Below are 21,140 nucleotides of genomic sequence, written 5' to 3' on the forward strand. Positions count from 1 at the left end.
CTCCTTTGTGCCTGGCTGTCGTCAGAACGGAACGGACATCGCGTGCGGCGCCGCAAGATCGCCCGCGGCTTGCGCACGTGCGGACTGCGGAACGGGTGCATCCGTGGCGGCCACCAGGCCGGCCACGGCAAGGGCCGCGGCGAGCAGCGCGGCAGTGACGAACGCATAGAGGGTTACGTCTTTCATGGTGTTTCCCCGGTCATCTGTTCGAAGGATGTTGTGGACTTCGGGGGCAGTCTCCGCCCGGCGCCTCCGGGCGGCCCTGACCTAAATCAAGCCCCGGCGGCTTTTGCGACCGCTGTGGTTCCGGGCCGCCCCGCCTCCAGCTCGGCCGGCAGCGTCGGCGGCGCGATGCCCTGCTTGCGCAACCATGTGGGCGAATACAGCGTTTCGGCGTAGCGCTCGCCCCGGTCGCACAGCAGGCCGACGATGCTGCCCCGCGTGCCGTGCGCACGCATCGCCGCGGCCAGGCGCAGGCAGGCGATGAAGTTGGTTCCCGACGAACCGCCGTAGCGGCGGGAGAGCAAATGTTCCAGCGCATGCATGCCCGCGATGGAATCCACATCCTCGACTTCGATGACGCGATCCACGATCTCGAACACGAACCCCGGCTCCACCCGCGGCCGGCCGATCCCTTCGATGACGGTGCGGCGCGAGGCCTTCGCCGCCCGATCGCGCGTGCGCCAGCCTTCGGCGAACGCACCGCCCGCGGGCTCGGCGACGCACAGGCGCGTGCGCAATCCGCGATAACGCAGGTAACGGCCGATCGTCGCGGACGTCCCGCCGGTACCGGCACCGCACACCACCCACGCCGGTTCGGCGTCGGGCTCGTGCGCCATCTGCGCCAACATCGACTCGGCGATGTTGTTGTTGCCGCGCCAGTCGGTCGCGCGTTCGGCCAATCCGAATTGATCCAAGTGGCACGCGCCGCGTTCGGCGTGCCAGCGTGCGCGGTCGTGCACGGTCGCAGGATCGTCGACCAGGTCGCACAAACCGCCCAGTGCGCGCACGTCGGCGATCTTCCGCGGCGCGGTGCACGCTGGCATCACCGCGACAAACGGCAGGCCCAACAGGCGCGCGAACCACGCCTCCGAGATCGCCGTGCTGCCGGACGACGCATCGACGACCGTCTGCCCCCGGTGCAAGCGGCCATTGCACAGCGCGTACAGGAACAAGGAACGCGCGAGGCGATGTTTCAAACTACCGGTCGGATGCGAGGCCTCATCTTTCAGGTAGAACGCGATGCCCGGGAACGTGGGCAAGTCCAGCCGCAGCAAGTGCGTGTCCGCCGAGCGCGCCTGTTCCTGGCGCAGCAGCGCCATCGCGCTGCCGATCCACTCGCGGCAAGGCTCCGGTGGAATCTCGATCAAGGACACGTCGGCAAGCTTCCCGAAGATGTTGCGGTCAGGGTGCGCGAGACCGCACGCGCCGGCCTTGATGCAGGTCAAGCAGGGCTCAGGCACCGTGCCCGACAATGCGCGCATGACCCTGCAGCATGCCGACATCGAGCGTCTGGTCGACCGCTTCTACGAGCGCGTCCAGGCCCATCCGACCCTGGGCCCGGTATTCAATCCCGTGGTCGACGACTGGGCGGTGCACAAGCGCACGCTGGTGGCGTTCTGGAGTTCCATCGCGCTCGGCACGCGGAGCTATCGCGGCAATCCGATGGCGGCGCATCGGGGACACCCGATCGCGGAGGCGCACTTCGCCGATTGGCTGGCGCTCTGGTCCGAGGTGGCGCATGCCCAGTTGTCGCCCACGCACGCGCTGGAGCTCATCGAACACGCCACGCGCATCGCGCGTAGCCTGCGTTACGGCCTGGGTCTCGAACCGCGGCGCGGCGTCCTGCGCAGCCTGCCGCTCATCGACGACGGCTCGCGCTCAGGTTAGCCACCAACGGATCATCCCGAGCGGTTCGTGGGCGCGCGCGGTGGCGTAGATCGCGCCGAACGCCAGCAAGGCAGCGACATATCCGAACGCGCCCCGTTGTCGCCGCGTGCGCGCCTGCTTCAGCGCGATCGTGCCGAGCGCGATGTACGTCACGATCAGCCCGAGCTTGACCGCAAGCCACCCGTTCGCGAACACCGCGCGCGGCAACACGGTGAGCAACATCAGTGCAGCGGTGAGCAAGGCCGTATCGATCGCCCAACTCGTCCAGCGCACCGGGCCGACATACGGCCAGCGCGCGCCGCCCAGGGCGCAGGCGCCGCGCAGCGCGAACAGCACGCCGCTCGTGAGCGCGATGAAGATGTGGAAGGCCTTGATCTGCGGATAGAACTCGATCATCCCGGTTTCCCGTCGATGCGCGGCATGAGATAGATGCGGCCCAGGCGCGCGATCCACGGGGCCAACGCCACGATCCACCCGATCGCCGCCACCGCGTGCCAGCGCATCGGATCGGCATCGAGCTCCGAATACACGCGCACGATCGCGATCAGCTGCAACGCGCAGTAGGCGAACCACGCCGCCGCAGGCATCTTCAACGGCCGGCCCGAGTGGCCTTGCGTCACGCGCGTCACCATCGCGACCAGCACGCTGCCGAAGAAGCCGATGAACAACGCGTGGGCCGGCGCGCGGCCCAGCGCGAACTCGCCCGTCGTCGCATACACGATGCTCTGCGCCGCGTACAGGACGAAGGTGATCGGCAACCACGCCAGGCCGATGAACAGCACGCGCAGCAACGCCGGTTGCGCACCGACCGGCCACCACCGCACGCACATCACCAGCGTGCAGGCGAGCAGGGGCAGGTCCGCGATCCACAGCCATGTGTAGGCGTGCAGGAGTTCGAGCGCCAGGTGCAGCGCGACGAACAGCCACGTGACCGCGAGCAACCACAAGGGACGCCAGGGCACGTAGCCCTTGACGACGTTGCTTGCGAAAAACGGAAACATGCGATGGGCGACGGTGACGTACATCGGCAGCAGGAAACCGAACGTGCCGACCTTGATGGCGACGAACGCCCAGATCGGCGTTGCCCCCAGGACGAACGCCAACCACGCCACCAGCCCGATCGCGCCCAGCGTGAGCGCGGCCAGGCACGAACGCGCGTGCCAAGTCGTGCCACGTTCGCGTTTGACGAGCCATGCGAGATTCGCGAGCGCCCACGTCCAACCGGCAAGCGTCAACGCCGCGCCGATCGCGATCCCGGGCGACCAACCGCAGGCACCGAGGAGCGTCGCGACCTGCCCCCCCAACACGCCGACGCCCACGGGGACGTAACGCGCGCGGCGCAACTCGGGCAACCCCATCCAGCGCGGGAACACCGTGAGCAGGAAGCCGAAGACGAAGCTCGCCAGGACCTGGTATTGCATGACGATCGCATGGAGCCAACCGGCGTAGGGCGTGGGCTGCGGCATGTGCAGCCATTCGGGCCAGCGCGCGGAGACCAGCCACGCAGCCCACCACGCCATCGCCAGCAGCAGGTTTCCCGCACCGATGAAGAACATCATCCGATGCGGGGCTTCCAGCAACAGGCGCGGCGATGCGTTCGCGCGCGCCTGCGGTGCGACTTCGCGCATGCCTCAGCGCTCCGTATCCGTCGCGCCTTCGGTCACCGGCAGGCGCCTGGGCGCAACCCACAGCCGGAACATGAACCACGACAGCGACAGTGCGCCGATGCTGAAGATCGTATCGCCCGGCACGCGCATCCAGACCAGTATGTCGACGATCGGCCGCTGCATGAACTCCGCCGAGCGCGCATACGCGTAACTATGCTCGATGGCCGCGAGCAATTGCATCGTGCCCAGGGGCAGCAACGTGAGCAGCGCCATCAGGGCCAGTCCGATGTTCAGGCACCAGAACGCCACCTTCAGCGCGCGCGTATCCCACGCCATCTGGCCCCGCAGCCCGCGCATGCAGAACAGGAGCAGCGCGATGCCGAGCATCCCGTAGACGCCGAACAATGCGGTGTGGCCGTGCAGCGGCGTGAGGTTCAGGCCCTGCATGTAATACAGCGACAGCGGCGGATTGATCAGGAAACCGAACAGCCCTGCGCCGACCAGGTTCCAGAACGACACCGCGACGAAGAACAGGATCGGCCAGCGATAGCGCGCCATCCACGGCACGGCCTTGCCGAGCTTGTAGGTGTGGTAGGCCTCGAAGCCGATGTAGGCCAGCGGCACGACTTCGAGCGCGCTGAAGCTCGCGCCCAGCGCCACGACCGCGGTGGGCGTGCCGACGAAGTACAGGTGGTGCAAGGTGCCCAGCACGCCACCGGTCATGAAGATGATCGTGGCGAACAGCACGGCCGTCGTCGCGGACTTCGCCTCGACCAGGCCCAGCCGCGTGAAGATCAGCGCCATCACCGCGGTGGCGAAGACTTCGAAGAACCCTTCCACCCACAGGTGCACCAACCACCACCGCCAGTATTCGACTTCGGAGATGTGGGTGTGCTCGCCCCACATCAGCGCGGCGCCGAAGAACAGGCCGATGCACACGGTGGAGAGGAACAACAACCCGACGATCGCCTTGGTGTCGGTGCGCGGACCGCGCAACACCGGCCACAACGCGCGACCCACGAGGGTCAGCCACAGCAACAGGCCGACGAACAGGAACCACTGCCAGAAGCGGCCCATGTCCGCGTATTCCCAGCCCTGGTGGCCCCACCAGAAATTCAGGTCGAGCCCGAGCTTCTGCATCACTGCCAGCCATTGGCCCGCGAACGCGCCGACGACGATGATCAGCAGGCAGACCCAGAGCGCGTTCACGCCGAAGCGCTGGAACCGCGGCTCATGCCCCGACATCGCCGGTGCGATGTACAGGCCCGTGCCCAGCCACGCGACGGCGATCCACAACACCGCCAACTGCGTATGCCAGGTGCGCGTGATCGAGTACGGCAGGATGTCCGAGATCGCGAAGCCGTAGGCCTGCTGGCCTTCGACCTGGTAGTGCGCCGTCATCGCACCGAGCAGGATCTGCACGAGGAACAGCGCGAGCACGACCCAGAAGTACTTTGCCGTGGCGCGCATCGACGGTGTTACGCGCAGCGCGGCCATCGGATCGCTCGAAGGAATCGTGTGCGGTTTTTCGCCGCGTGCATGCGTTCGTGCGTGGTGCCAACCGAGCAAGCCGATGCCCGCGATCAGGAAGATCACGCTGAAGGCGGACCAGACCCACATTGACGGCGGTGGCGTATTGCCCAGCAAGGGTTCGCTGGGCCAATTGTTGGTGTAGGTGACGCGCTTGGATGGGGTGCCTGCTTCGTTCGCGACATTCGCGGCGCCCGGGCGTTCGGTGCCCGCGGCCCACGCCGTCCACCAGAAGAAGGCCGTCAGCGACCGGCGGTTCGCCGCGTCGGGCACCGTGCCCTCCTTCATCGCGTAGGCTTCGCGCAATCGCGCGGTGGCCGGATCGTTGCCGAACAGACTCTCGTAGTGCGCGGCCACGTTGGACACTGCGACGACGCGCTCGCGCGTCAGGGTGATCACGCCGTTGGAGGCGTCATAGGTATTCCGGCGGACCTGCGCTTGCAAGCGTCCGCGCAGCGCGGCCTGCCGTTCGGCGGGCAGCCGTGCGTACGAGGCGCTGCCCTCGGCGCGCGCCCACTGATCCAGCATTGCAACGGCTTCGCGATGCAGCCAGTCGGCGCTCCAGTCCGGCGCGACGTAGCCGCCGTGCCCCCAGATCGAGCCCAGTTGCATGCCGCCCATCGATTGCCAGACCTGGCGGCCGCGTTCGATGTCGTGTCGCGTGTACACCGTCGCGCCCGTGGTATCGACCACGCGCTCGGGCATCGGCGGCGCGGCGCGGAAGATTTCCCCGCCCGCCCACAGCAACACCGCGAACGACGCGATCAACAGCGTCGCCAAGCCCAACCACAGCTTCCGCGTGCTCTCCATATCGCCTCCCTTGAGTATGGGAAGCATCGTGCGTGCGGGCGCTCGCGGCCGCCTTGACCCAGGTCAAGCGGCGGCGATACGGGCGGATCAATTCCTGAGGACGGGCCCGGCCAATGCGTGCAGGGCATCGACGTCGAGCAGTTCGAGTTCGCGCCCCTCCACGCGCACCAGGTGCTCCTGGTGGAAGCGGCGCAACACGCGGCTCACGGTCTCCGGCGCCAGGCGCAGGTAATTGCCGATGTCGGTGCGCGGCATCGAGAGTTGGAAACGGTGCGCGGAGAATCCCCGCGACTGCAGGCGCCGCGACAGCCCGATCAGGAACGCGGCCATGCGCTGGTCGGCCGACCAGTCCGCCGCGAGCAGCTCCGCGCGTCCGATGTCGCGGCTGAGCAGGCGGAACAACTGGCGTTGCAACCCGGGCAGCCGCGCGGCCAGCACCGCCATCTTCGGGAACGAGAAGCGGCACAGCATGACGGTGTCGAGCGCGACGGCGTTGCACGGATAGTGTTCGCCGTCGATGCCATTGAGGCCGATGAGCTCTCCGGGCAGATGGAACCCCAGGACGTGTTCATGCCCGTCGGGATCGACGACGTAGGTTTTCACGGTGCCCGCGCGCACGGCCGCGATCGCATCGAAGCGATCGCCCTCACGGAAGATGTGGTCGCCCGGGGACAACGGACCGTAGTGTTCGACCAGCACGTGCAGGTCCGCCAGGGCGCCCTTGTCCATGCCCTGGTCCATGCAGGCCTGCGAGAAGGCGCAGGTCGAACAGAAATGGACCGCATCGCCATCGTCGGACAGCGTGCGCGCGTCGGTGTTCGGAAAGACGGCCGGCCTCATCGGGGGCCTATCGTACGGCAGGAGCCCAACCGGGTCAGATCGCACGGGAGAAGCGCGGCGCCGCCACGTCGGCGGGTGCATCGAGATAGCGGTCGAAGCACATCGCGATGTTGCGCAGGAGCAGGCGCCCGCGACCCGTGACTTCGATGCGGTGTTCCCCGACACGCACCAGCCCGTCCGTCACCAACGGCGCGAGCCGCGCGAGCGCTTCGCGGAAGTACGCGCGGAAGTCGATGCCATGACGCCGCTCGATCTCGTCGATCGCGATCGTGCCCTGGCACATGAGCGTCTGTATGAGGCCCGCGCGCAACTGATCGTCCTCGCTCAGGCGCATGCCGCGGAACACCGGCAGGCGTCCGGCATCGAGCATCGCTTCCCACGTGGGCAGATCGCGCGCGTTCTGGCTGAAGGTCTCGGAAACGTGGCTGATCGCACTGACGCCGACGCCGACCAGGTCGCTGTCGGCATGCGTCGTGTAGCCCATGAAGTTGCGGTGCAATCCACCGCGCGCCTGCGCGCGGGCGAGGTCGTCGCCCGGCAGCGCGAAGTGGTCCATGCCGATGTACGTGTAACCCGCCTGCGTGAGGCGCGCGATCGCCTGCCGCAACAACGCCAGGCGCGCTTCGGGGTCGGGCAGCGTGAACGCGTCGATCCGGCGTTGCGGCTTGAACAGGTTCGGCATGTGCGCGTAGCCGTAGACGGCGACGCGGTCGGGCCGCATGTCGACCACGGTGTCCAGCGTTCGGTCGAAGCCGGCGATGGTCTGCTTCGGCAAGCCGTAGATCAGATCGATGTTGACCGAGTCGAATCCCTGCGCGCGGCACGCATCGACGACTGCACGCGTTGCATCGACGCTCTGTACGCGATTGACCGCCACTTGCACGTCGTGGTCGAAATCCTGCACGCCCAGGCTGGCGCGATTGAATCCGCACACCGCCAGCTGCGCGATGTCGCGCGTATCGACATGGCGTGGGTCGAGTTCGATCGAGACGTCGCGATCGGCCCCCTGCGCGATGCGGAAGTGTTTGCCGATCGTGTCGAGCGTCTCCCGCAATTGCGCTGGCGACAGGAAGTTCGGCGTGCCGCCGCCAAAATGCACCTGGATCAACTCGCGATCGCGATCGAAGAGCTCGGCCGCAAGGGCGATCTCGCGGTACAGGCGCGCCAGGTAGGCATCCGCGCGCGACTTGTCGCGCGTGATGACGCGATTGCAGCCGCAGTAGAAGCAAGGGCTCTCGCAGAAGGGAACGTGCACGTAGAGCGACAGGCGCCGCGGAATCGGATCCCCGTTGCTCGACGCGGCGGCCTGGCGGAGTTCCCGTTCGCCGAAGCCGGCATGGAATTGCGGCGCCGTCGGGTACGAGGTGTAGCGCGGGCCGGGCCGATCGTAGCGGCGCAGCAAGTCGGCATCGAAGGCGAGCGTGGTGTCCATTGCAGGGTCAACCGCCGCAACCGCCGCAGCATTCCGACGGCAGCCGCTCCACGTCGCACGGCGCGACGAGCAGGCCGGCCAGGCCGAGCGCCAGCACGAGTTCCGCGTCGTGGAGCAAGGTGGAGATGCGCAGGCACCCCGCGGCGTCGACATCCACGAGCGCGCCGGGATCCAGGTGGTTGAGTCTGCCGGCGATGCTGTCGAGGCTCGCCACGTGGCACGAAGGGGAAACGCGGTACTGCATGGAGGCGGCTCTCGTTGAGGATGCAAGAATCCTCGGCGATGCCACGCAGGTCGGCCTTGATCCAGGTCAAGGCCGCCGCCGATTCGGGGGCTGTTTTGAAGATGGTGGGCCGTGATGGATTCGAACCATCGACCAGCCGACGGCCGAGCTCAAGGTTTGGGGATACGACTGAGCACGCGCAGCTGACGTCCCTTAGCGCGAGAGGTCCTCTTCGAGGAATCGCAGGAGGGCCTCCAGCAGCGCCTCGCGTGGATACGCATTCTGCGTCACGAAGATGGAACCGATCATGGGGTGCGTGCGCGAAATCGGGACTGCCACCGCCCAGTGGTCGGCGTTGAGATAACCGACGAGCGTGCTGCCCGGCACGAGTTGGTCGTAGAAGATCACCTGGCTGTCGTTGCGCGCGTCGATGCGCGCCAGCTTCTTGTAGCTGGACTTCAGGATCGACGAAATCCGCTCCGGCTGCGGGAAGGTCGCGAGCGAGTAGTAGTGGACCTCGCGCGGCAACGGATGTTGCGCAAGCCACGCTTGGCGCGTCGCGGGCCGCAGGCTCTCCACGCCGCCGCCGTCGCCCGGGCCGCAGGTGGCGCCCGGAAAGTGTTGCAGCAGATCGGCTTGGTATTGCTCGGCATCATCGGCCAGCGCCGAACCTCGGATTGAACCTGCCGCGCTCAGCACGGCCGCCACCCGGCTGCGGATCTCCGGATACGTGACGATCGCTTCGAGGATGTCGGGCGCGCCCTTCGAATAACCGATCAACACCAGGCGCGGCGCTGCCGTCGCATCGAATGGCATGGTCATGATCGCGTCGCGGATCTGGCGCGCGTTCGTCTCGGTACCCGACAATGCATCGACCTTGAGCAACGTCAGGTCGTATCCGAACCGACGCACGTGCTCCGCCGTCGTGCCCGGCGCCTCGAGCCACTTCGCGAAGCACTCGTATCCGATGCCGGGGACCAGTGCCGCGATCAGGTGCCGTTTCGACACCCCCAGATCCACAGGGCGACCCGTGCCGACAGGCTCATCGCCGACGCGGGTCAGCGCCTGTTCGCAGGGGCGGTAGTCCGGAAGCGCGCGCCCGTGCGCCTCCAGCACCGCGCAGTAGGTCTCGCGAAAACGCGCGCGCTTGTCCTGCAGGCCCGCGTGGACCTCGGGCGCGACGTCGGTGGAATACGGCACGCCCGTCGTGGCGCACGCGCCGAGCAACATGCATGCCGCAACGATGATCGCGCGGCCGATGCCGAGGTCATTCGTGTGCATCGCGGCCTCGCTCGATGAAGGGGACCCAGTCGAGAATTTGCACGTCGGACAAGGCGAGCGGACGCGTGCCGAAGAACAGCACCGCGCGGAGACCATCGGTGTGGTACTGCGAGCCCTCGAATGTCGTCGTGGTCGACGCGTCGGCATCGCCGGCACCGGTAATGAACCCGAGCTTCTCCAGGCCGCCCGAGTACATCATGTCCTGCACCATGAAGTTCCTGGCTTCGTCGACATCGGCGTGCAGTACGGTGCTGCGCCCGTCGCCGGATTTGAAACTGCCGCCGACCGGCCGCCCGACCTGCGCGACGTAGACGGGCGTGCCGTCGAACAGCATCGGCGTTGCCCACAGGCGTATCCAAGTCGCTGATGCGCCGGCCTGCGCCTGTTTGCGCCCGACGAAATCCGGGGCCCGTGCGAACACACGCTGGTCCCGATCGACCTCGCGTACATCGCGCCGGTAGTTGCGCCGGATGCCTGCAGCACCGATGTCGGCCATCGTGCCGATCAGCACGGCGTTCAACGGGTCGCCCGCCGCCGACCCGCTGGCGTCGACCGCGCAACACGGCAATCGCTCCAGCGCCGATCGCAGCGCATCGAGGTCCTTGAAATCGACAAGCTGCGCCTGCGGATGTTGGAACGTGAGCGGCGCCGGCCCGTCATGGTCGTCCGGAAGCAGGAACAGGGAGAAGGGAATCAGCGTCTTCCTGCCGAACAGATCGATATTCACGAGCGTCGTCCCACGTTGTGGATTGATGAAGATGACGCCTGCGTGCGTCGCGCCTGGCGGAATTGGATTCTCGAACGCAGCGTCCTGGAGCATCTCGTCGATGCGCGCGTTCGTTCCCCCTGAAAGCGCCCGGTGCATGGACCACGCCACTTCCAGCGGCGAGAAGTAATCCGGGTCGGTTCCCGACCGCAGCAGCCACAGCGGTTGCGACGACCGGTTCTCGACTTCGATCCAGATGGGCTGCACGTTCGCCTTGTCGATGTCGGAGCCGAACATCTGCCGGCTGGTTCGTGCGCCCACGACGAGCGCGCTGACGCGTACGTCGTCCCGCGCCGTCGCCGTCGTGGCGCGCGCACGCAGTGCGGCATCTTCTACGCCTGGCGGGGCTTGCCATGTTGCGCAGCCGACCAGCGCAAGCGAAAGAGCCGCATGTGCAAACACGCGTTGCAGCAGCGACAAGGCCATCACGGCGCACCTTTCGCGGGCGTGGCCCCGAGGATGTTGTCCTCGAAGATTTCGATCTCCTCCAGGGAAGTCGGCGCGTGGTCGAACACCAGTACGAGGCGAAATCCGTCTGTGTAATACGGATCGGTGGTCAGGTTCTCGCGCGGTGCGTCCCGCGGCGCGGCGCCGACGCCCGTGGCGTATCCGATCTTCGTCAGTCCCTGCGAGTACGCCATGTCCTCGCCCAGCGCACCACGCGCTTCATCCACGTCCGGGTCGATCTTGTGCGTGGTGAGCGTGGGCGAATGGACGGTGAGTCGGCTGCCGATGTCGCGGCTGATCTGGCCCACCCAGACTTGCTTGCCCTGGTAACGCATCGGACTCAGCCACAGCCGCAGGTGGTTGCGCTGGTGGATGGTGTCCCGCGCCTTCTGCAATGCGAAGTCCTGGGCGCGTCCAAACAGATACAGATCGCTGATCGGCGCATAGGCATAGGGCTCGCCCGAGATGGCGGACGTGACCATCTTCGTGATCGAGCCGGTCCACTTCTGCTCGGTGGGGCGCCAGCCGCGTCGCACGAATGCGGGAAGCACATCGTCGGACCCGCCGACGACGACCAGGTTGAGGGGATCCCCGTTTTTGTCGCCGTCCTTGTTGGTGACGCAGCACGGCAGGCCCGCGAGCGCCTGCAGAAAGGAGGCCTCGTCGCTGAAATCGACGATCTCCCGGTCACCGGGAATCTCGCCCCTGAAGATGCCGCTGACGTGATAGTCCGCGCGGAACCCGGGAATGATCGTGAGGATCGAGAACGTCTTCGTGCGCTGGTTCGCCACCAGGTCGATCTGGACGAGCTTCCCGCCCTCGTCGAGATGCGTCAGCACGAACCCGGAGGCCGTCGTCCCTGGACGCACGGGATTGTGGAATGCGAGCTCGCCGAAACGCCGATCGAGCGCGACGGCCTGTTCGGGCGAATCGCCCGATGCGAACGTTTCGGCCGCCTCCGAAGCCGGGAAGAAATTCGGATCCAGTCCAGGCGACATCAGGTAGTAGGCGCGGTCGTCGTGATTCTCCACCTCGATCCAGACGGGCTGGATCGACTTCTTCGCCAGGGGCACGCCATACACGACTGCGCTCTCCTGCGCCGACAACGCCGCAGTAGAGACGCGCACGCCGCCGTCGACGCGCGTCACCGCCCGCTGCCTGTAGCCCGCGACATCGTCGACCGCGGCGGGCGTGGAGGCGCAGCCTGCGAGCGCGGCCGACACGACCGCGGCTGCGAGCCACCTGCCAGGCAAGCTCTTCATTCGCAGGAACCAAGCCATGGGGAGGACGGCGCCACCAAAGAAAAGCAACGGTACGCCTGCTGGTCGACGGACACGCCACTGCGCGCCTGCAGAGCTTGTAGAGCGCCGACCGTGCGGCGCACGCAACCGTTCATGTCTTGACCTTGTCACGCCGTTGGCATCGAATCCGTGCATGCCCAGCATTCCACGCAGATTGGGAACACCTCTGGGGTGCGTCATCGTGCTGGCGACGCTGTCGATGCCGGGTGGCGCCCAAGCCCAGCAGTGGCGGACCGTCAGCGACAAGAACGACATCCGGGTGGAGCGCCGGAGCATTCCGGGCGAACGTTACGACGAACTTCGCCTCAGCACATCGCTGAATGTTTCGCCGAAGGCGATCGCGGACTACCTGTTCGGAAAATTTCTCGATAAAAACAACAAGCGCGTCAATCGAACCTTCATACAACGCGGTCGAGAAGTGACCATTTGGTCGGACGTCCTCACCATGCCGATGACCCGCGATCGATGTTACTCCGTGCGCTTCGAGCGGCACGACTTCGCCAATGGCGAGATACGGGTGGAGTTCGCATCCCTTGCCTTCATTGGCAAGAAACCGACGCCGGACTGCATCGCGCTGCGCTCGCGCGGCGAATGGATCATGACGCCGACGCACGCGAAGACACGGTTGACCTACATCTCGCTCACGGATATCGGCGGCAATGTCCCGGTTTTCCTGGCAGACCGTTCGCTTTCGTCGGCCGCGATCCTCAGCATCCGCAAGGTGGTCGCGGGCGCATCCGGCCTGCCCCCGCCTGAGGGAATCGCCGATTGAACCCGCCAAGAGCGCGACCTTGCTGCTTACCTGGGCCTGCAATCCTGCGCATGAGGGAGGACGTGCCCAGTCAAGGTTTGACCATCACCTTGATCGATTCCCGCGCATCCATGGCGCGATAGCCATCCGGCACGTCATCGAGTCCCACGATGCGATCGAAGACGCGCCCCGGCTCGATGCGACCTTCCAGCACATCCGGCAAGAGTTCTTCGATGTATGCGCGCACCGGCGCGGGACCGCCGCTCACGGTGACGTTGGCGTAGAACGCGGGCTGCGCCGACGGGATTGCATCGTAATGCGGCACGCCGACACGACCGATGGCGCCGCCGGGGCGCACGATGTCCAGCGCCGTCTGCATCGACTGCGCGCTGCCCACGCATTCCAGAACGGAATGCACGCCGAAGCCTCCCGTCAGGTCCCGCACGCGGGCGACCGCCTCGTCGCCACGTTCGCTCACGACATCCGTAGCGCCATACAACTTCGCCAGCGTGATCCGATCCGCGTGCCGGCCCATGATGACGATCTGCTCCGCGCCCAGGCGCTTCGCGGCGATGACGCCGCACAAGCCCACCGCACCATCACCAATCACGGCGACGCGCTTGCCGGGCCCGACGCGCGCGCTGAGCGCGGCATGGTGGCCGGTGCCCATGACGTCGGAAAGGCTGAGCAGCGACGCGGTCAGCGCTTCGTCGCCGCTGCCTGGCAACGCATACAACGTGCCGTCCGCCTGGGGCACCCGAAGCGCCTCGGCCTGCGCACCGTCGGCCTGGCCGCCGAAGAAGCCGCCGTGTACGCACGAGGTGTGCAAGCCTTCATGGCAGAAATCGCAGGTGCCATCCGAAAACGCGAACGGCATGATCACGAAGTCGCCGACCTTGATACGTCGCACTTCGGTGCCGATGGCTTCGACGACGCCGATTGCCTCGTGGCCCATGCGGCGGCCGCCCTCGACAGGTTGCAGGTCCTTGTAAGGCCACAGGTCGCTGCCGCAGATGCAGGCGCGGGTGACGCGCACGAAGGCGTCGGTGGGATTGCCGATGCTCGCATCGGGAACGTTCTCGATCCGGACGTCGCCGGCCTTGTACATGACGGTTGCGCGCATTGGAGGGTTCCTCGAATCAGTGTGTGGCAGGACCGGCGTTGTATTCGGCGTCGGTGACCTTCTCCATCCAGTCGACGACCTTGCCGTCCAGCGCTTCCTGGATGGCGATGTGCGTCGTCGCCGTGGTCGGCGTCGCGCCGTGCCAATGACGATGGTTGGGCGGGCACCACAGGATGTCGCCCGCGTTGATCTCGACGATCGGCCCGCCTTCGCATTGCGTCCAGCCCTTGCCGGACGTGACGATCAGCGTTTGCCCAAGCGGATGCGTGTGCCAGGCGCTGCGCGCACCCGGCTCGAACGTGACGAAGGCGCCCGCGACGCGGGACTCGCCGCTGCGCTGGAACTGCATGTCGATGCGGACGTTGCCGGTGAAGTATTCGGCCGGGCCCTTAAAGGACGGCAGAGAGCCGTTGCGGTCGATGTGCATGACGCTGGTGTCCTTCTCGGTTGTATTGGCAGGCGTCGCTGCAAGCGCTACGAGGGGCAGACTCAGCAGCAGCGCGCATGTGTGACGGAAGGTGATCATGGTGAGTGTCCTCGGCGGAGAGTGATCCTTGTGACACCAGGATCGAAGAAGTCTGCTGGCGGCGAATCGCCGCGCCGCATGCTGCGGGTCTCAGGGGGTTCGTGCGGCGGTAGGCGCCGGTTCGATGGTCGCCGTCAACGGGCCCGGCGTGGTCAAGACGTCCAGTCCGCTCTCGATTCGGCCCAGCCGGACCAGTCCTTCCGAATGCCGGAATCCGCGCAGGAAGATAGCCAGATTTCCCCACGGGCCGTAAAACGAGACATCCCCCGCCTCCGGTCGATAGCCTGATGGTTCTGCGGAGACGTCGAGCCGATGCGGCAGATCGGCAATCTTTTCGGTCCCAGTGCCGTAGTCGCTCAACTCCAACGTCAGCGGCAACTGGGCAGCGAAGTCACGCGCCGCGGGTGTGTCGTCGAGAACGATCGGAAGCGTGCGGCGGTCAATCCGTATCTGGACATGCATGGATGGTTTTCTCGCCTGATTCTGTTCTGTAGGTGCTCGGGCGGACGAAGGTTCGCGGGCCACGCACGCCATTGAGACAAGCGCCACGCATGCAGTAATGCCGACTAAGGCTGCGCGCAGCCGCGGATGGACGTCTACGCGCATGCGGTTTCGCATTCCGTGATTGCGCGTTCGACAGGTTCACCTGTCGACCGTGCCGCGACCGCCGCGAACGCGGCCGACAGCAGCAGCATGGTTGCGCTTGCGCCGAACGTCGCGGCATACCCGATCGCATCGAACAGGACGCCGCCGAGCGCCGCGCCCAGGCCGATCGCCAGTTGCACGACGGCGACCATCAGTCCACCACCGGCTTCTGCGTCCTGCGGCAGCGTCCTCGCCAGCCACGTCCACCACGCGACGGGTGCCGCGGTGCCGATCAAACCCCAGAATCCCAGCAGCGCGCCCGTGGTGCCGAGCGAGTGCCCGACGATGGGGAGCACCGCCGCGATGAGCATCATGGCCAACGGAATAACGATCAGCGTGCGATTCAACCCTTGTTCGATGAACCGACCAATCAACATCGTACCGACGACACCCGCCGCGCCGATCAGAAGTAACAATGCAGTCAACGTCGGGGCATCCACTCCGGTCGCGGTTTCGAGAAACGGCCGCAGGTAAGTGAACAACGCGAACTGACCCATGAAAAACAAGCTCACCGCGGTCATGCCCAACGCGACAGGGGCGTGCCTCAGCAGGCGCAGCGGGTTGCGCGAGCCAAAGTCCACCGCCGGCGCCATCTTCGGAAGGCTGATCCACTTCCACGCGAGCGCGAGCGTGGCCACCGGCACGAGGCAGAAGAATGCCCAGCGCCATCCCGCGAACGACGCCACGAAACTTCCCATCGGCGCCGCCAGCACCGTGGCTAGCGCGTTGCCAGCGTTGACGATGGCGAGTGCGCGCGGGACTTGGTCTTCGGGAACGAGGCGAATCGCCGCCGCCGCCGACATCGACCAGAACCCACCGATCGCCACGCCAATGAGCGCGCGCCCGATCATGAAAACGGGATAGCTCGGGGCGAAGGCCGCTACCGTAGACGATAGGATGGTCAGGAACGTCAGCAATGCCAACAGGAGCTTGCGATCGATGCGTCCCGCGAGCGCCGAGATAACGAGGCTCGTCACGAGCGCGAAAGCGCCGGAGACCGAGATCGCGAGACCTGCCTGGCCCTCGGTGATGTGTAGGTCGCTTGCCAACGGCGTAAGCAGGCTGACAGGCATGAACTCGGAGGCGACCAATGAAAAGGCGCCGAGCGCAAGGGCGAACACGCCGCCCCAGTGGGGTTTCGTCTTCATGGCGGTCTACTTCAGGTTGGTGCGGAAGAACGCGGTCAACTTGTCGAACGGGATCAGGTCCACACGGTCATAAAGGTCGACGTGGCCCGCGCCCGGGACGACGACGAGTTCCTTCGGCTGGCCCGCAATCCGATACGCTTCCTCGCTGAACTCGCGCGAGTGCGCGGTCTCGCCCGTGATGAACAGCATCGGGCGCGGGGAGATCGTCTCGATGTCGTTGAACGGGTAGAAGTTCATGAATTTCACGTTGCTCGTGAGCGTCGGGTGCGTGGTGAGCTGCGGCGTCGAACCTTTCGGCGTGTACTCGCCACGCGGCGTGCGATAGAAGTCGTAGAACTCGCGCTCGATGGGCGTAGAGGTCACGGTCAGGGCGCGAACCGTTCCGCTGGTGTATTTCGTATCGCCGCCTTGGAACTCGACGTACCGCTGCTCGGCGGCCTGCGCGATGCTCTGTTTGCGCTGTTCCAGCGTCAGCGAATGGTTCAGCGCATTGCGATTTGCGCCGCCCATGTCGTACATGCTGACCGTCGCGATTGCCTGGATACGCGGGTCGATCTTGGCCGCACTGATGACGAAACCGCCGCTGCCGCAGATGCCGAGCGCGCCGATGCGGGTCCGCTCGACGAACGGCCGCGTGCCGAGGTAATCCACGGCGGCGCTGAAGTCTTCGGCGTAGATGTCGGGCGACACCGCGTTGCGCGGCTGCCCTTCGCTTTCGCCCCAGAAGGACAGGTCGATCGCCAACGTCACGAAGCCCTGTTCCGCCAGCTTTTGCGCGTACAAGTTGGACGCCTGTTCCTTCACCGCGCCCATGGGGTGGCCGACGACGATCGCCGGGCGCTTGATGTTGCGGTCAACGCCGGCGGGTGTGAAAAGCATGCCGGTGACCTTCATCTTGTACTGGTTCTGGAACGTGACCTTCCCTGCGGTCACGGTGCCGCTCTTGTAGAAGTTGTTCGCGCCGTTGGACATGTCTGCACCCGCTGCGGTGAGGGAACTGACCAGCAGGCCCAGCAGGAGGAGGAGCTTCTTCATCGGTGGGACCATCGGACCGGGGGATGCACAGTCTGGTGCGTGACGATCCGTTTGATTAGATACTGAATACCTAAGGGGCCTATTAGCCCGTCTACTCAATTGGCGTGGGAGACTGGGCCATGCCCAAGCGCAACCTCAACGATCTCCTCGCCTTCGTCACCGTCGCACGCGAAGGCAGCTTCACCCGCGCCGCGGCGCTCCTCGGCGTCACGCAATCAGCGCTCAGCCAGGCGATCCGTGGACTGGAAACGCAACTCGACATTCGCCTGCTGACGCGTACGACGCGCAGCGTGTCGCCCACGGCCGCCGGCGAACGGCTAATGCAGGCGATCGGCTATCGCTTCGACGAGATCGAGTCGGAGCTCTCGGCGTTGACCGAGCTGCGCGACAAGCCCGCCGGAACCGTGCGACTGACGTGCGGCGACCACATCCTGCGGCACACCTTGCTGCCGAGGCTGATGCCGTTGCTGCACAAGTACCCCGACATCGCGATCGAGTTCGACGTCAGCTACGGGCTCAGGGACATCGTCGCGGACCGTTTCGATGCAGGCGTCCGGCTCGGCGAACAGGTCGACAAGGACATGATCGCGATGCCGATCGGCCCGAAGCTGCGCATGGCCGCGGTGGCGTCGCCGAAGTATTTCGCAGCCAACCCCCCGCCGAAGAGACCGCAGGAGCTCACCGCGCACCGCTGCATCAACATGCGGTTTCCGACCAAGGGCGGTCTGTACGCCTGGGAGTTCGAGCGTCGCGGCCGCCAGCTAAACGTTCGCGTGGATGGGCAGCTCACATTCAACACCTCGCCGCACATGGTGGCGGCCGCGCTGGATGGATTGGGCATCGCGTTCCTGCCCGAAGACGAGTTCGCGCCGCACCTCGGCAAGGGCCGGCTCGCGCGCGTGCTCGAAGACTGGTGTCCGCCGTTCCCCGGATATCACCTGTATTACGCGAGCCGGCGCCAGCCATCGCCCGCGTTCTCGCTGGTTGTGGACGCGCTCCGCCACCATGGGTGAGGCAATACTCAACGTGATACTTGATGCCTGTTTGGTGGTGGATGCAGTCTTCGGCTAACACTTCTCAGGCGGTCGCATTCCCACTTTCAGGGCAAGGCCGCGGATGATGCGGGCGTCGCGTACCGCCGCGCCTCTGAGGTGACGGACCGCGGCCAGATACTCCGGGCTGCCGTACGCCGCTTCCGCGCGTTCGACGCTCTCAAACTCGACGATCGCTACGCGTTCGCGCAGGCCGTCCTCGTGGATGTAATTGGGGAACACCTGCTCCCAGGACCCTCCCTCCGAATGCGCGGATCGCAGGCTGCGCCGCTTCTGCATACCGATCCACGCCCGACTGGTCGGCGATCGAACGGAAAGTCATCACCCAATAACCTTTCATACGAAACCTCCTGCTTGAGCTGCGTCGGCCAGGCGCGTCAGCAGCTTCACGTAACCTTCGGGACTTTGCGAACCGCTGGACAACAGGCGGTCGGCGATGAAATAGCTGGGCACGCCGTTCATGCCACTGGTACTGATTGCGCCGACGCGTTCGCGAACGGTCTCGCGGCGAGGCAACGCGCGCTCGACGGCACGTTCGCGCATGCCGACATCAGCGGCGATGCGAGCCAGCTCGGCCCGGTCACCGATGTCCCGCCCCTGCTCAAAGTAGGCGGCGAACAATGCGTCGACGAGGCGTTCCTGCACCGGCGCCCCGCCCTCCTCGCGGGAAACGCTCACGAGGGCATGCGCAAGGAGTGTGTTCGATGTGCGCGTCTGTTTCGAATAAGCGAAGCTTGCGCCGACGCGAAGACCGGCTTCGACGGCCCGCGCATCCATGGCGAGTGCGGTGTCCCAGCCGAAGCGCCGGGTCCGGAATTCCCTCCGATCCATGCCTGCCTCGGGCAGGTCGGGATTCAGCAGATACGGCAGCCATTCGACTTCGACATCGACGCCCTTTTCCGCAAGGCGCACGGTCGCCTGGTCGAGGCTGCGCTTGCCGATAAAACACCAGGGGCAAATCAGGTCGATGGCGACCTGCAGTTGCAGCGCTCTACGAGTTTGACTGTTGGCGGCGGCGACGATGGCGACTTTGCTTGAAGTGTTCATGGATTCGGACTCTGGGATCGGGGGGTGCCGGGGCTGCTTGGGTGCCCTTTCGACAGCCCGCAATCTAGGCGCACATGGGGCGCCTGCGAATCCAACGCGTCAGGAAGACACTCTTCCGCGAATCGGTGGAATCGTGCGTGCTTCGTCGCTGAATAACTAACCTCTCCGTGTCATCGCTTGCGTATCGTCCACGGCCTGTATGCGCACGGACCCCAGTTCCTCGGCAAGATAGCGGGCGTTTGCGCCGCCGAGCCACACGGGGACCCCGGGCTCCAATGCGGCATCGAGCTCACGAAGTTCCTCCAGCGCAGACCTGGCCTGGTCCGGATCCACCGAACTGAGTGCAACGCCTGCCACGCCGAGCTTCGACGCGACGCGCACGATTTCGACGGCCGGCAACTCGGTTCCAAGGTAAAGGACGGGCACGCCTGCCTCATGCGCCTGCAAGCCCGCGCCGATAAGACCGAGTTCGTGGCGTTCGCCGGGCAGCGTGGCGAACAGCACCCGCGGCCGTTGTTCGCGCGGCGGAGGGCTCAGCACCGCGAGCAAGCGCATGCGCAACAAGCTGCTGACCAAACGCTCCTGCGCCACCGCGAGCCGACCGTCGGCCCAGCGCAGTCCCACTTCCTCTAACAGCGGCCTGACAACGCGCGCCATCAGGACTGGAATCGGCAGCGTGGCAATGGCCACCGAGAGGTCGCGATCGAAGACGTCGACGCGATAGTCGGCGATCGCATCGAGCATTCGCGCCGGCAGCCCCTCCACGCCGCCGTAGGCCGCTTGCCGGCCGCCTTCCAGCAAGCCATCAAGGGCTTCGTCGTCCAGGGCGGCGAGGTCGCGAATCGGGTGGCCGCGGCGCGTGAGGCTGTTGAGGCGTGAAAGACGCTCGATCGCCGCCGCGTCGTACAGCCGCCGCCCCTTCGCATCCGAACCGGGCGGATCGCGCCATGCCTGCGCTCCCACGCGCGCAGGGTCTCGGTACTCAGCCCTGCGAGGGCAGCCGCGGCTTTGATCGGATACATCGGCGCAATGTACATGCTCTGTACAACCGCACGTTGTACGCGTCATTAACAGAGCAAGGTGAAAACTCTGCCATCCGCCCCGCCTTTTGGAGAACTGTCATGGCATTCCGTAATTCGCCAATTCCCCTCCCCGTTCTCGTTGCCGCCTTGGTCGTCGTCATGTCGACTCCGGTTGCGTATTCCGCGCCCGCTGGCGGCACTGGCGCCAAGGCCAACAACGCACCCGCCCAAGCGCGCGCCGACATTGTCGACACGGCGGTCAGCGCCGGACAGTTCAAGACGCTCGCCGCGGCGTTGAAGGCGGCTGGCCTGATCGACACGTTGAAGGGGCCTGGTCCGTTCACCGTCTTCGCGCCGACGGATGCCGCCTTCGCAGCCCTGCCGGCGGGCACGGTGGAAAGCCTGCTCAAGCCGGAAAACCACGAAAAGCTGGTCGCGATCCTCACCTACCACGTCGTGCCTGGTCGAGTGACCGCGGCGCAGGTTGCAGGCATGGATGCCGCCACAACGGTTCAAGGAGGCGAGATCGCGATCCAAGCGTCAGGCGGTGCCGTGACCGTCAACGACGCCCACGTGGTCAGCGCCGACGTGACAGCCAGCAATGGCGTGATTCACGTCATCGACAAGGTGCTGATGCCCGAGGGCTGATTGCGCAATGGCTGAT

At 66.0% G+C, this 21,140-nt stretch carries 25 protein-coding genes; 4 read left to right on the forward strand and 21 right to left on the reverse strand.

Translation table 11 applies throughout. The annotated features are described in order from the left end of the window. Positions 1 to 21 precede the first annotated feature (21 nt). Positions 22 to 186, reverse strand: coding sequence for a hypothetical protein (locus ACXJJ8_RS11615; protein ID WP_499030135.1), 165 nt, complete (start codon positions 184 to 186; stop codon positions 22 to 24). Positions 187 to 272: 86 nt separating this feature from the next. Beyond that, the gene (locus ACXJJ8_RS11620) at positions 273 to 1,322 is read right to left on the reverse strand and encodes a PLP-dependent cysteine synthase family protein (protein ID WP_499030548.1); all 1,050 of its coding nucleotides are present in this window, start codon (positions 1,320 to 1,322) and stop codon (positions 273 to 275) included. Between the two features lie 160 nt (positions 1,323 to 1,482). Here ACXJJ8_RS11620 and ACXJJ8_RS11625 point away from each other — a divergent pair, with 160 nt between their 5' ends. Beyond that, on the forward strand, positions 1,483 to 1,890 hold the full coding sequence (locus tag ACXJJ8_RS11625) for a group III truncated hemoglobin (protein ID WP_499030137.1): 408 nt from the start codon (positions 1,483 to 1,485) through the stop codon (positions 1,888 to 1,890). On the opposite strand, the gene ACXJJ8_RS11630 is transcribed toward ACXJJ8_RS11625, so the two are convergent. The 9 genes from ACXJJ8_RS11630 to ACXJJ8_RS11670 form a co-directional block, all read right to left on the reverse strand. Then, positions 1,882 to 2,286 (reverse strand): SirB2 family protein, encoded by a 405-nt coding sequence (locus tag ACXJJ8_RS11630; protein WP_499030139.1) that lies wholly within the window; start codon positions 2,284 to 2,286, stop codon positions 1,882 to 1,884. The genes ACXJJ8_RS11625 and ACXJJ8_RS11630 overlap by 9 nt on opposite strands. Further along, the gene (locus ACXJJ8_RS11635; protein WP_499030141.1) at positions 2,283 to 3,518 is read right to left on the reverse strand and encodes an NnrS family protein; all 1,236 of its coding nucleotides are present in this window, start codon (positions 3,516 to 3,518) and stop codon (positions 2,283 to 2,285) included. The genes ACXJJ8_RS11630 and ACXJJ8_RS11635 overlap by 4 nt, the downstream gene beginning before the upstream one ends. A gap of 3 nt (positions 3,519 to 3,521) precedes the next feature. Continuing rightward, the gene (locus ACXJJ8_RS11640) at positions 3,522 to 5,837 is read right to left on the reverse strand and encodes a nitric-oxide reductase large subunit (RefSeq protein WP_499030143.1); all 2,316 of its coding nucleotides are present in this window, start codon (positions 5,835 to 5,837) and stop codon (positions 3,522 to 3,524) included. Positions 5,838 to 5,924: 87 nt separating this feature from the next. Beyond that, entirely contained in the window at positions 5,925 to 6,677 is a 753-nt protein-coding gene (locus ACXJJ8_RS11645; RefSeq protein WP_499030146.1) for a helix-turn-helix domain-containing protein, read from the reverse strand. 34 nt (positions 6,678 to 6,711) lie between these two features. Beyond that, the gene (hemN, locus tag ACXJJ8_RS11650) at positions 6,712 to 8,109 is read right to left on the reverse strand and encodes an oxygen-independent coproporphyrinogen III oxidase (RefSeq protein WP_499030149.1); all 1,398 of its coding nucleotides are present in this window, start codon (positions 8,107 to 8,109) and stop codon (positions 6,712 to 6,714) included. 7 nt (positions 8,110 to 8,116) lie between these two features. Beyond that, positions 8,117 to 8,353 carry a hypothetical protein gene (locus ACXJJ8_RS11655; protein WP_499030152.1) on the reverse strand — a complete coding sequence of 79 codons (237 nt, stop codon included), beginning with the start codon at positions 8,351 to 8,353 and terminating at the stop codon, positions 8,117 to 8,119. 192 nt (positions 8,354 to 8,545) lie between these two features. Continuing rightward, on the reverse strand, positions 8,546 to 9,613 hold the full coding sequence (locus ACXJJ8_RS11660; protein WP_499030154.1) for a lipase family protein: 1,068 nt from the start codon (positions 9,611 to 9,613) through the stop codon (positions 8,546 to 8,548). Continuing rightward, complete coding sequence (locus tag ACXJJ8_RS11665; RefSeq protein ID WP_499030156.1) at positions 9,600 to 10,805, reverse strand: LssY C-terminal domain-containing protein; 1,206 nt, start codon at positions 10,803 to 10,805, stop codon at positions 9,600 to 9,602. The genes ACXJJ8_RS11660 and ACXJJ8_RS11665 overlap by 14 nt, the downstream gene beginning before the upstream one ends. After that, positions 10,805 to 12,088, reverse strand: coding sequence for an LssY C-terminal domain-containing protein (locus ACXJJ8_RS11670; protein WP_499030159.1), 1,284 nt, complete (start codon positions 12,086 to 12,088; stop codon positions 10,805 to 10,807). Before ACXJJ8_RS11670 ends, ACXJJ8_RS11665 begins: the two co-directional genes overlap by 1 nt. A gap of 172 nt (positions 12,089 to 12,260) precedes the next feature. On the opposite strand from ACXJJ8_RS11670, the gene ACXJJ8_RS11675 reads away from it, so the two are divergent. Then, the gene (locus tag ACXJJ8_RS11675) at positions 12,261 to 12,899 is read left to right on the forward strand and encodes an SRPBCC family protein (protein ID WP_499030161.1); all 639 of its coding nucleotides are present in this window, start codon (positions 12,261 to 12,263) and stop codon (positions 12,897 to 12,899) included. A gap of 70 nt (positions 12,900 to 12,969) precedes the next feature. On the opposite strand, the gene ACXJJ8_RS11680 is transcribed toward ACXJJ8_RS11675, so the two are convergent. From ACXJJ8_RS11680 to ACXJJ8_RS11700, 5 genes are all read right to left on the reverse strand, one after another. Then, positions 12,970 to 14,001 (reverse strand): zinc-dependent alcohol dehydrogenase family protein, encoded by a 1,032-nt coding sequence (locus ACXJJ8_RS11680; protein ID WP_499030163.1) that lies wholly within the window; start codon positions 13,999 to 14,001, stop codon positions 12,970 to 12,972. 16 nt (positions 14,002 to 14,017) lie between these two features. Further along, positions 14,018 to 14,527, reverse strand: coding sequence for a (R)-mandelonitrile lyase (locus ACXJJ8_RS11685; RefSeq protein ID WP_499030166.1), 510 nt, complete (start codon positions 14,525 to 14,527; stop codon positions 14,018 to 14,020). 90 nt (positions 14,528 to 14,617) lie between these two features. Next, positions 14,618 to 14,989 carry a cyclophilin-like fold protein gene (locus ACXJJ8_RS11690; RefSeq protein ID WP_499030168.1) on the reverse strand — a complete coding sequence of 124 codons (372 nt, stop codon included), beginning with the start codon at positions 14,987 to 14,989 and terminating at the stop codon, positions 14,618 to 14,620. A 134-nt stretch (positions 14,990 to 15,123) separates the two neighbouring features. Beyond that, positions 15,124 to 16,320: an MFS transporter gene (locus ACXJJ8_RS11695; RefSeq protein ID WP_499030170.1), complete on the reverse strand. Its 1,197-nt coding sequence runs from the start codon at positions 16,318 to 16,320 to the stop codon at positions 15,124 to 15,126. 6 nt (positions 16,321 to 16,326) lie between these two features. Then, the gene (locus ACXJJ8_RS11700) at positions 16,327 to 17,355 is read right to left on the reverse strand and encodes an alpha/beta hydrolase (protein ID WP_499030173.1); all 1,029 of its coding nucleotides are present in this window, start codon (positions 17,353 to 17,355) and stop codon (positions 16,327 to 16,329) included. A gap of 119 nt (positions 17,356 to 17,474) precedes the next feature. Here ACXJJ8_RS11700 and ACXJJ8_RS11705 point away from each other — a divergent pair, with 119 nt between their 5' ends. Next, a complete protein-coding gene (locus tag ACXJJ8_RS11705; RefSeq protein ID WP_499030175.1) occupies positions 17,475 to 18,368 on the forward strand; it encodes a LysR family transcriptional regulator in 894 nt (297 codons plus the stop codon). Positions 18,369 to 18,422: 54 nt separating this feature from the next. Here ACXJJ8_RS11705 and ACXJJ8_RS11710 read toward each other — a convergent pair whose 3' ends face one another. From ACXJJ8_RS11710 to ACXJJ8_RS11730, 5 genes are all read right to left on the reverse strand, one after another. Beyond that, on the reverse strand, positions 18,423 to 18,629 hold the full coding sequence (locus ACXJJ8_RS11710) for a DUF1330 domain-containing protein (RefSeq protein ID WP_499030177.1): 207 nt from the start codon (positions 18,627 to 18,629) through the stop codon (positions 18,423 to 18,425). Beyond that, positions 18,568 to 18,747 carry a DUF1330 domain-containing protein gene (locus tag ACXJJ8_RS11715; RefSeq protein WP_499030180.1) on the reverse strand — a complete coding sequence of 60 codons (180 nt, stop codon included), beginning with the start codon at positions 18,745 to 18,747 and terminating at the stop codon, positions 18,568 to 18,570. Before ACXJJ8_RS11715 ends, ACXJJ8_RS11710 begins: the two co-directional genes overlap by 62 nt. Next, positions 18,744 to 19,454 (reverse strand): DsbA family oxidoreductase, encoded by a 711-nt coding sequence (locus ACXJJ8_RS11720; protein ID WP_499030183.1) that lies wholly within the window; start codon positions 19,452 to 19,454, stop codon positions 18,744 to 18,746. Before ACXJJ8_RS11720 ends, ACXJJ8_RS11715 begins: the two co-directional genes overlap by 4 nt. Before the next feature lie 156 nt (positions 19,455 to 19,610). Beyond that, the gene (locus tag ACXJJ8_RS11725; RefSeq protein WP_499030185.1) at positions 19,611 to 20,198 is read right to left on the reverse strand and encodes a cobalamin B12-binding domain-containing protein; all 588 of its coding nucleotides are present in this window, start codon (positions 20,196 to 20,198) and stop codon (positions 19,611 to 19,613) included. Continuing rightward, on the reverse strand, positions 20,111 to 20,491 hold the full coding sequence (locus ACXJJ8_RS11730) for a MerR family transcriptional regulator (RefSeq protein ID WP_499030187.1): 381 nt from the start codon (positions 20,489 to 20,491) through the stop codon (positions 20,111 to 20,113). The genes ACXJJ8_RS11725 and ACXJJ8_RS11730 overlap by 88 nt, the downstream gene beginning before the upstream one ends. Positions 20,492 to 20,575: 84 nt before the next feature. On the opposite strand from ACXJJ8_RS11730, the gene ACXJJ8_RS11735 reads away from it, so the two are divergent. Next, on the forward strand, positions 20,576 to 21,124 hold the full coding sequence (locus tag ACXJJ8_RS11735) for a fasciclin domain-containing protein (RefSeq protein WP_499030189.1): 549 nt from the start codon (positions 20,576 to 20,578) through the stop codon (positions 21,122 to 21,124). Positions 21,125 to 21,140: the final 16 nt, after the last annotated feature.

This window comes from Lysobacter sp. P5_C4 (assembly GCF_054049695.1).

What these genes read in the sequence shown, in the direction of transcription:
- ACXJJ8_RS11615 (WP_499030135.1), bottom strand. Translation starts at nt 186, where the DNA reads ATGAAAGACGTAACCCTCTATGCGTTCGTCACTGCCGCGCTGCTCGCC.
- ACXJJ8_RS11620 (WP_499030548.1), bottom strand. Translation starts at nt 1,322, where the DNA reads ATGGCGCTGCTGCGCCAGGAACAGGCGCGCTCGGCGGACACGCACTTG.
- ACXJJ8_RS11625 (WP_499030137.1), top strand. Translation starts at nt 1,483, where the DNA reads ATGACCCTGCAGCATGCCGACATCGAGCGTCTGGTCGACCGCTTCTAC.
- ACXJJ8_RS11630 (WP_499030139.1), bottom strand. Translation starts at nt 2,286, where the DNA reads ATGATCGAGTTCTATCCGCAGATCAAGGCCTTCCACATCTTCATCGCG.
- ACXJJ8_RS11635 (WP_499030141.1), bottom strand. Translation starts at nt 3,518, where the DNA reads ATGCGCGAAGTCGCACCGCAGGCGCGCGCGAACGCATCGCCGCGCCTG.
- ACXJJ8_RS11640 (WP_499030143.1), bottom strand. Translation starts at nt 5,837, where the DNA reads ATGGAGAGCACGCGGAAGCTGTGGTTGGGCTTGGCGACGCTGTTGATC.
- ACXJJ8_RS11645 (WP_499030146.1), bottom strand. Translation starts at nt 6,677, where the DNA reads ATGAGGCCGGCCGTCTTTCCGAACACCGACGCGCGCACGCTGTCCGAC.
- hemN (WP_499030149.1), bottom strand. Translation starts at nt 8,109, where the DNA reads ATGGACACCACGCTCGCCTTCGATGCCGACTTGCTGCGCCGCTACGAT.
- ACXJJ8_RS11655 (WP_499030152.1), bottom strand. Translation starts at nt 8,353, where the DNA reads ATGCAGTACCGCGTTTCCCCTTCGTGCCACGTGGCGAGCCTCGACAGC.
- ACXJJ8_RS11660 (WP_499030154.1), bottom strand. Translation starts at nt 9,613, where the DNA reads ATGCACACGAATGACCTCGGCATCGGCCGCGCGATCATCGTTGCGGCA.
- ACXJJ8_RS11665 (WP_499030156.1), bottom strand. Translation starts at nt 10,805, where the DNA reads ATGGCCTTGTCGCTGCTGCAACGCGTGTTTGCACATGCGGCTCTTTCG.
- ACXJJ8_RS11670 (WP_499030159.1), bottom strand. Translation starts at nt 12,088, where the DNA reads ATGAAGAGCTTGCCTGGCAGGTGGCTCGCAGCCGCGGTCGTGTCGGCC.
- ACXJJ8_RS11675 (WP_499030161.1), top strand. Translation starts at nt 12,261, where the DNA reads ATGCCCAGCATTCCACGCAGATTGGGAACACCTCTGGGGTGCGTCATC.
- ACXJJ8_RS11680 (WP_499030163.1), bottom strand. Translation starts at nt 14,001, where the DNA reads ATGCGCGCAACCGTCATGTACAAGGCCGGCGACGTCCGGATCGAGAAC.
- ACXJJ8_RS11685 (WP_499030166.1), bottom strand. Translation starts at nt 14,527, where the DNA reads ATGATCACCTTCCGTCACACATGCGCGCTGCTGCTGAGTCTGCCCCTC.
- ACXJJ8_RS11690 (WP_499030168.1), bottom strand. Translation starts at nt 14,989, where the DNA reads ATGCATGTCCAGATACGGATTGACCGCCGCACGCTTCCGATCGTTCTC.
- ACXJJ8_RS11695 (WP_499030170.1), bottom strand. Translation starts at nt 16,320, where the DNA reads ATGAAGACGAAACCCCACTGGGGCGGCGTGTTCGCCCTTGCGCTCGGC.
- ACXJJ8_RS11700 (WP_499030173.1), bottom strand. Translation starts at nt 17,355, where the DNA reads ATGAAGAAGCTCCTCCTCCTGCTGGGCCTGCTGGTCAGTTCCCTCACC.
- ACXJJ8_RS11705 (WP_499030175.1), top strand. Translation starts at nt 17,475, where the DNA reads ATGCCCAAGCGCAACCTCAACGATCTCCTCGCCTTCGTCACCGTCGCA.
- ACXJJ8_RS11715 (WP_499030180.1), bottom strand. Translation starts at nt 18,747, where the DNA reads ATGAAAGGTTATTGGGTGATGACTTTCCGTTCGATCGCCGACCAGTCG.
- ACXJJ8_RS11720 (WP_499030183.1), bottom strand. Translation starts at nt 19,454, where the DNA reads ATGAACACTTCAAGCAAAGTCGCCATCGTCGCCGCCGCCAACAGTCAA.
- ACXJJ8_RS11725 (WP_499030185.1), bottom strand. Translation starts at nt 20,198, where the DNA reads ATGCTCGATGCGATCGCCGACTATCGCGTCGACGTCTTCGATCGCGAC.
- ACXJJ8_RS11730 (WP_499030187.1), bottom strand. Translation starts at nt 20,491, where the DNA reads ATGTACATTGCGCCGATGTATCCGATCAAAGCCGCGGCTGCCCTCGCA.
- ACXJJ8_RS11735 (WP_499030189.1), top strand. Translation starts at nt 20,576, where the DNA reads ATGGCATTCCGTAATTCGCCAATTCCCCTCCCCGTTCTCGTTGCCGCC.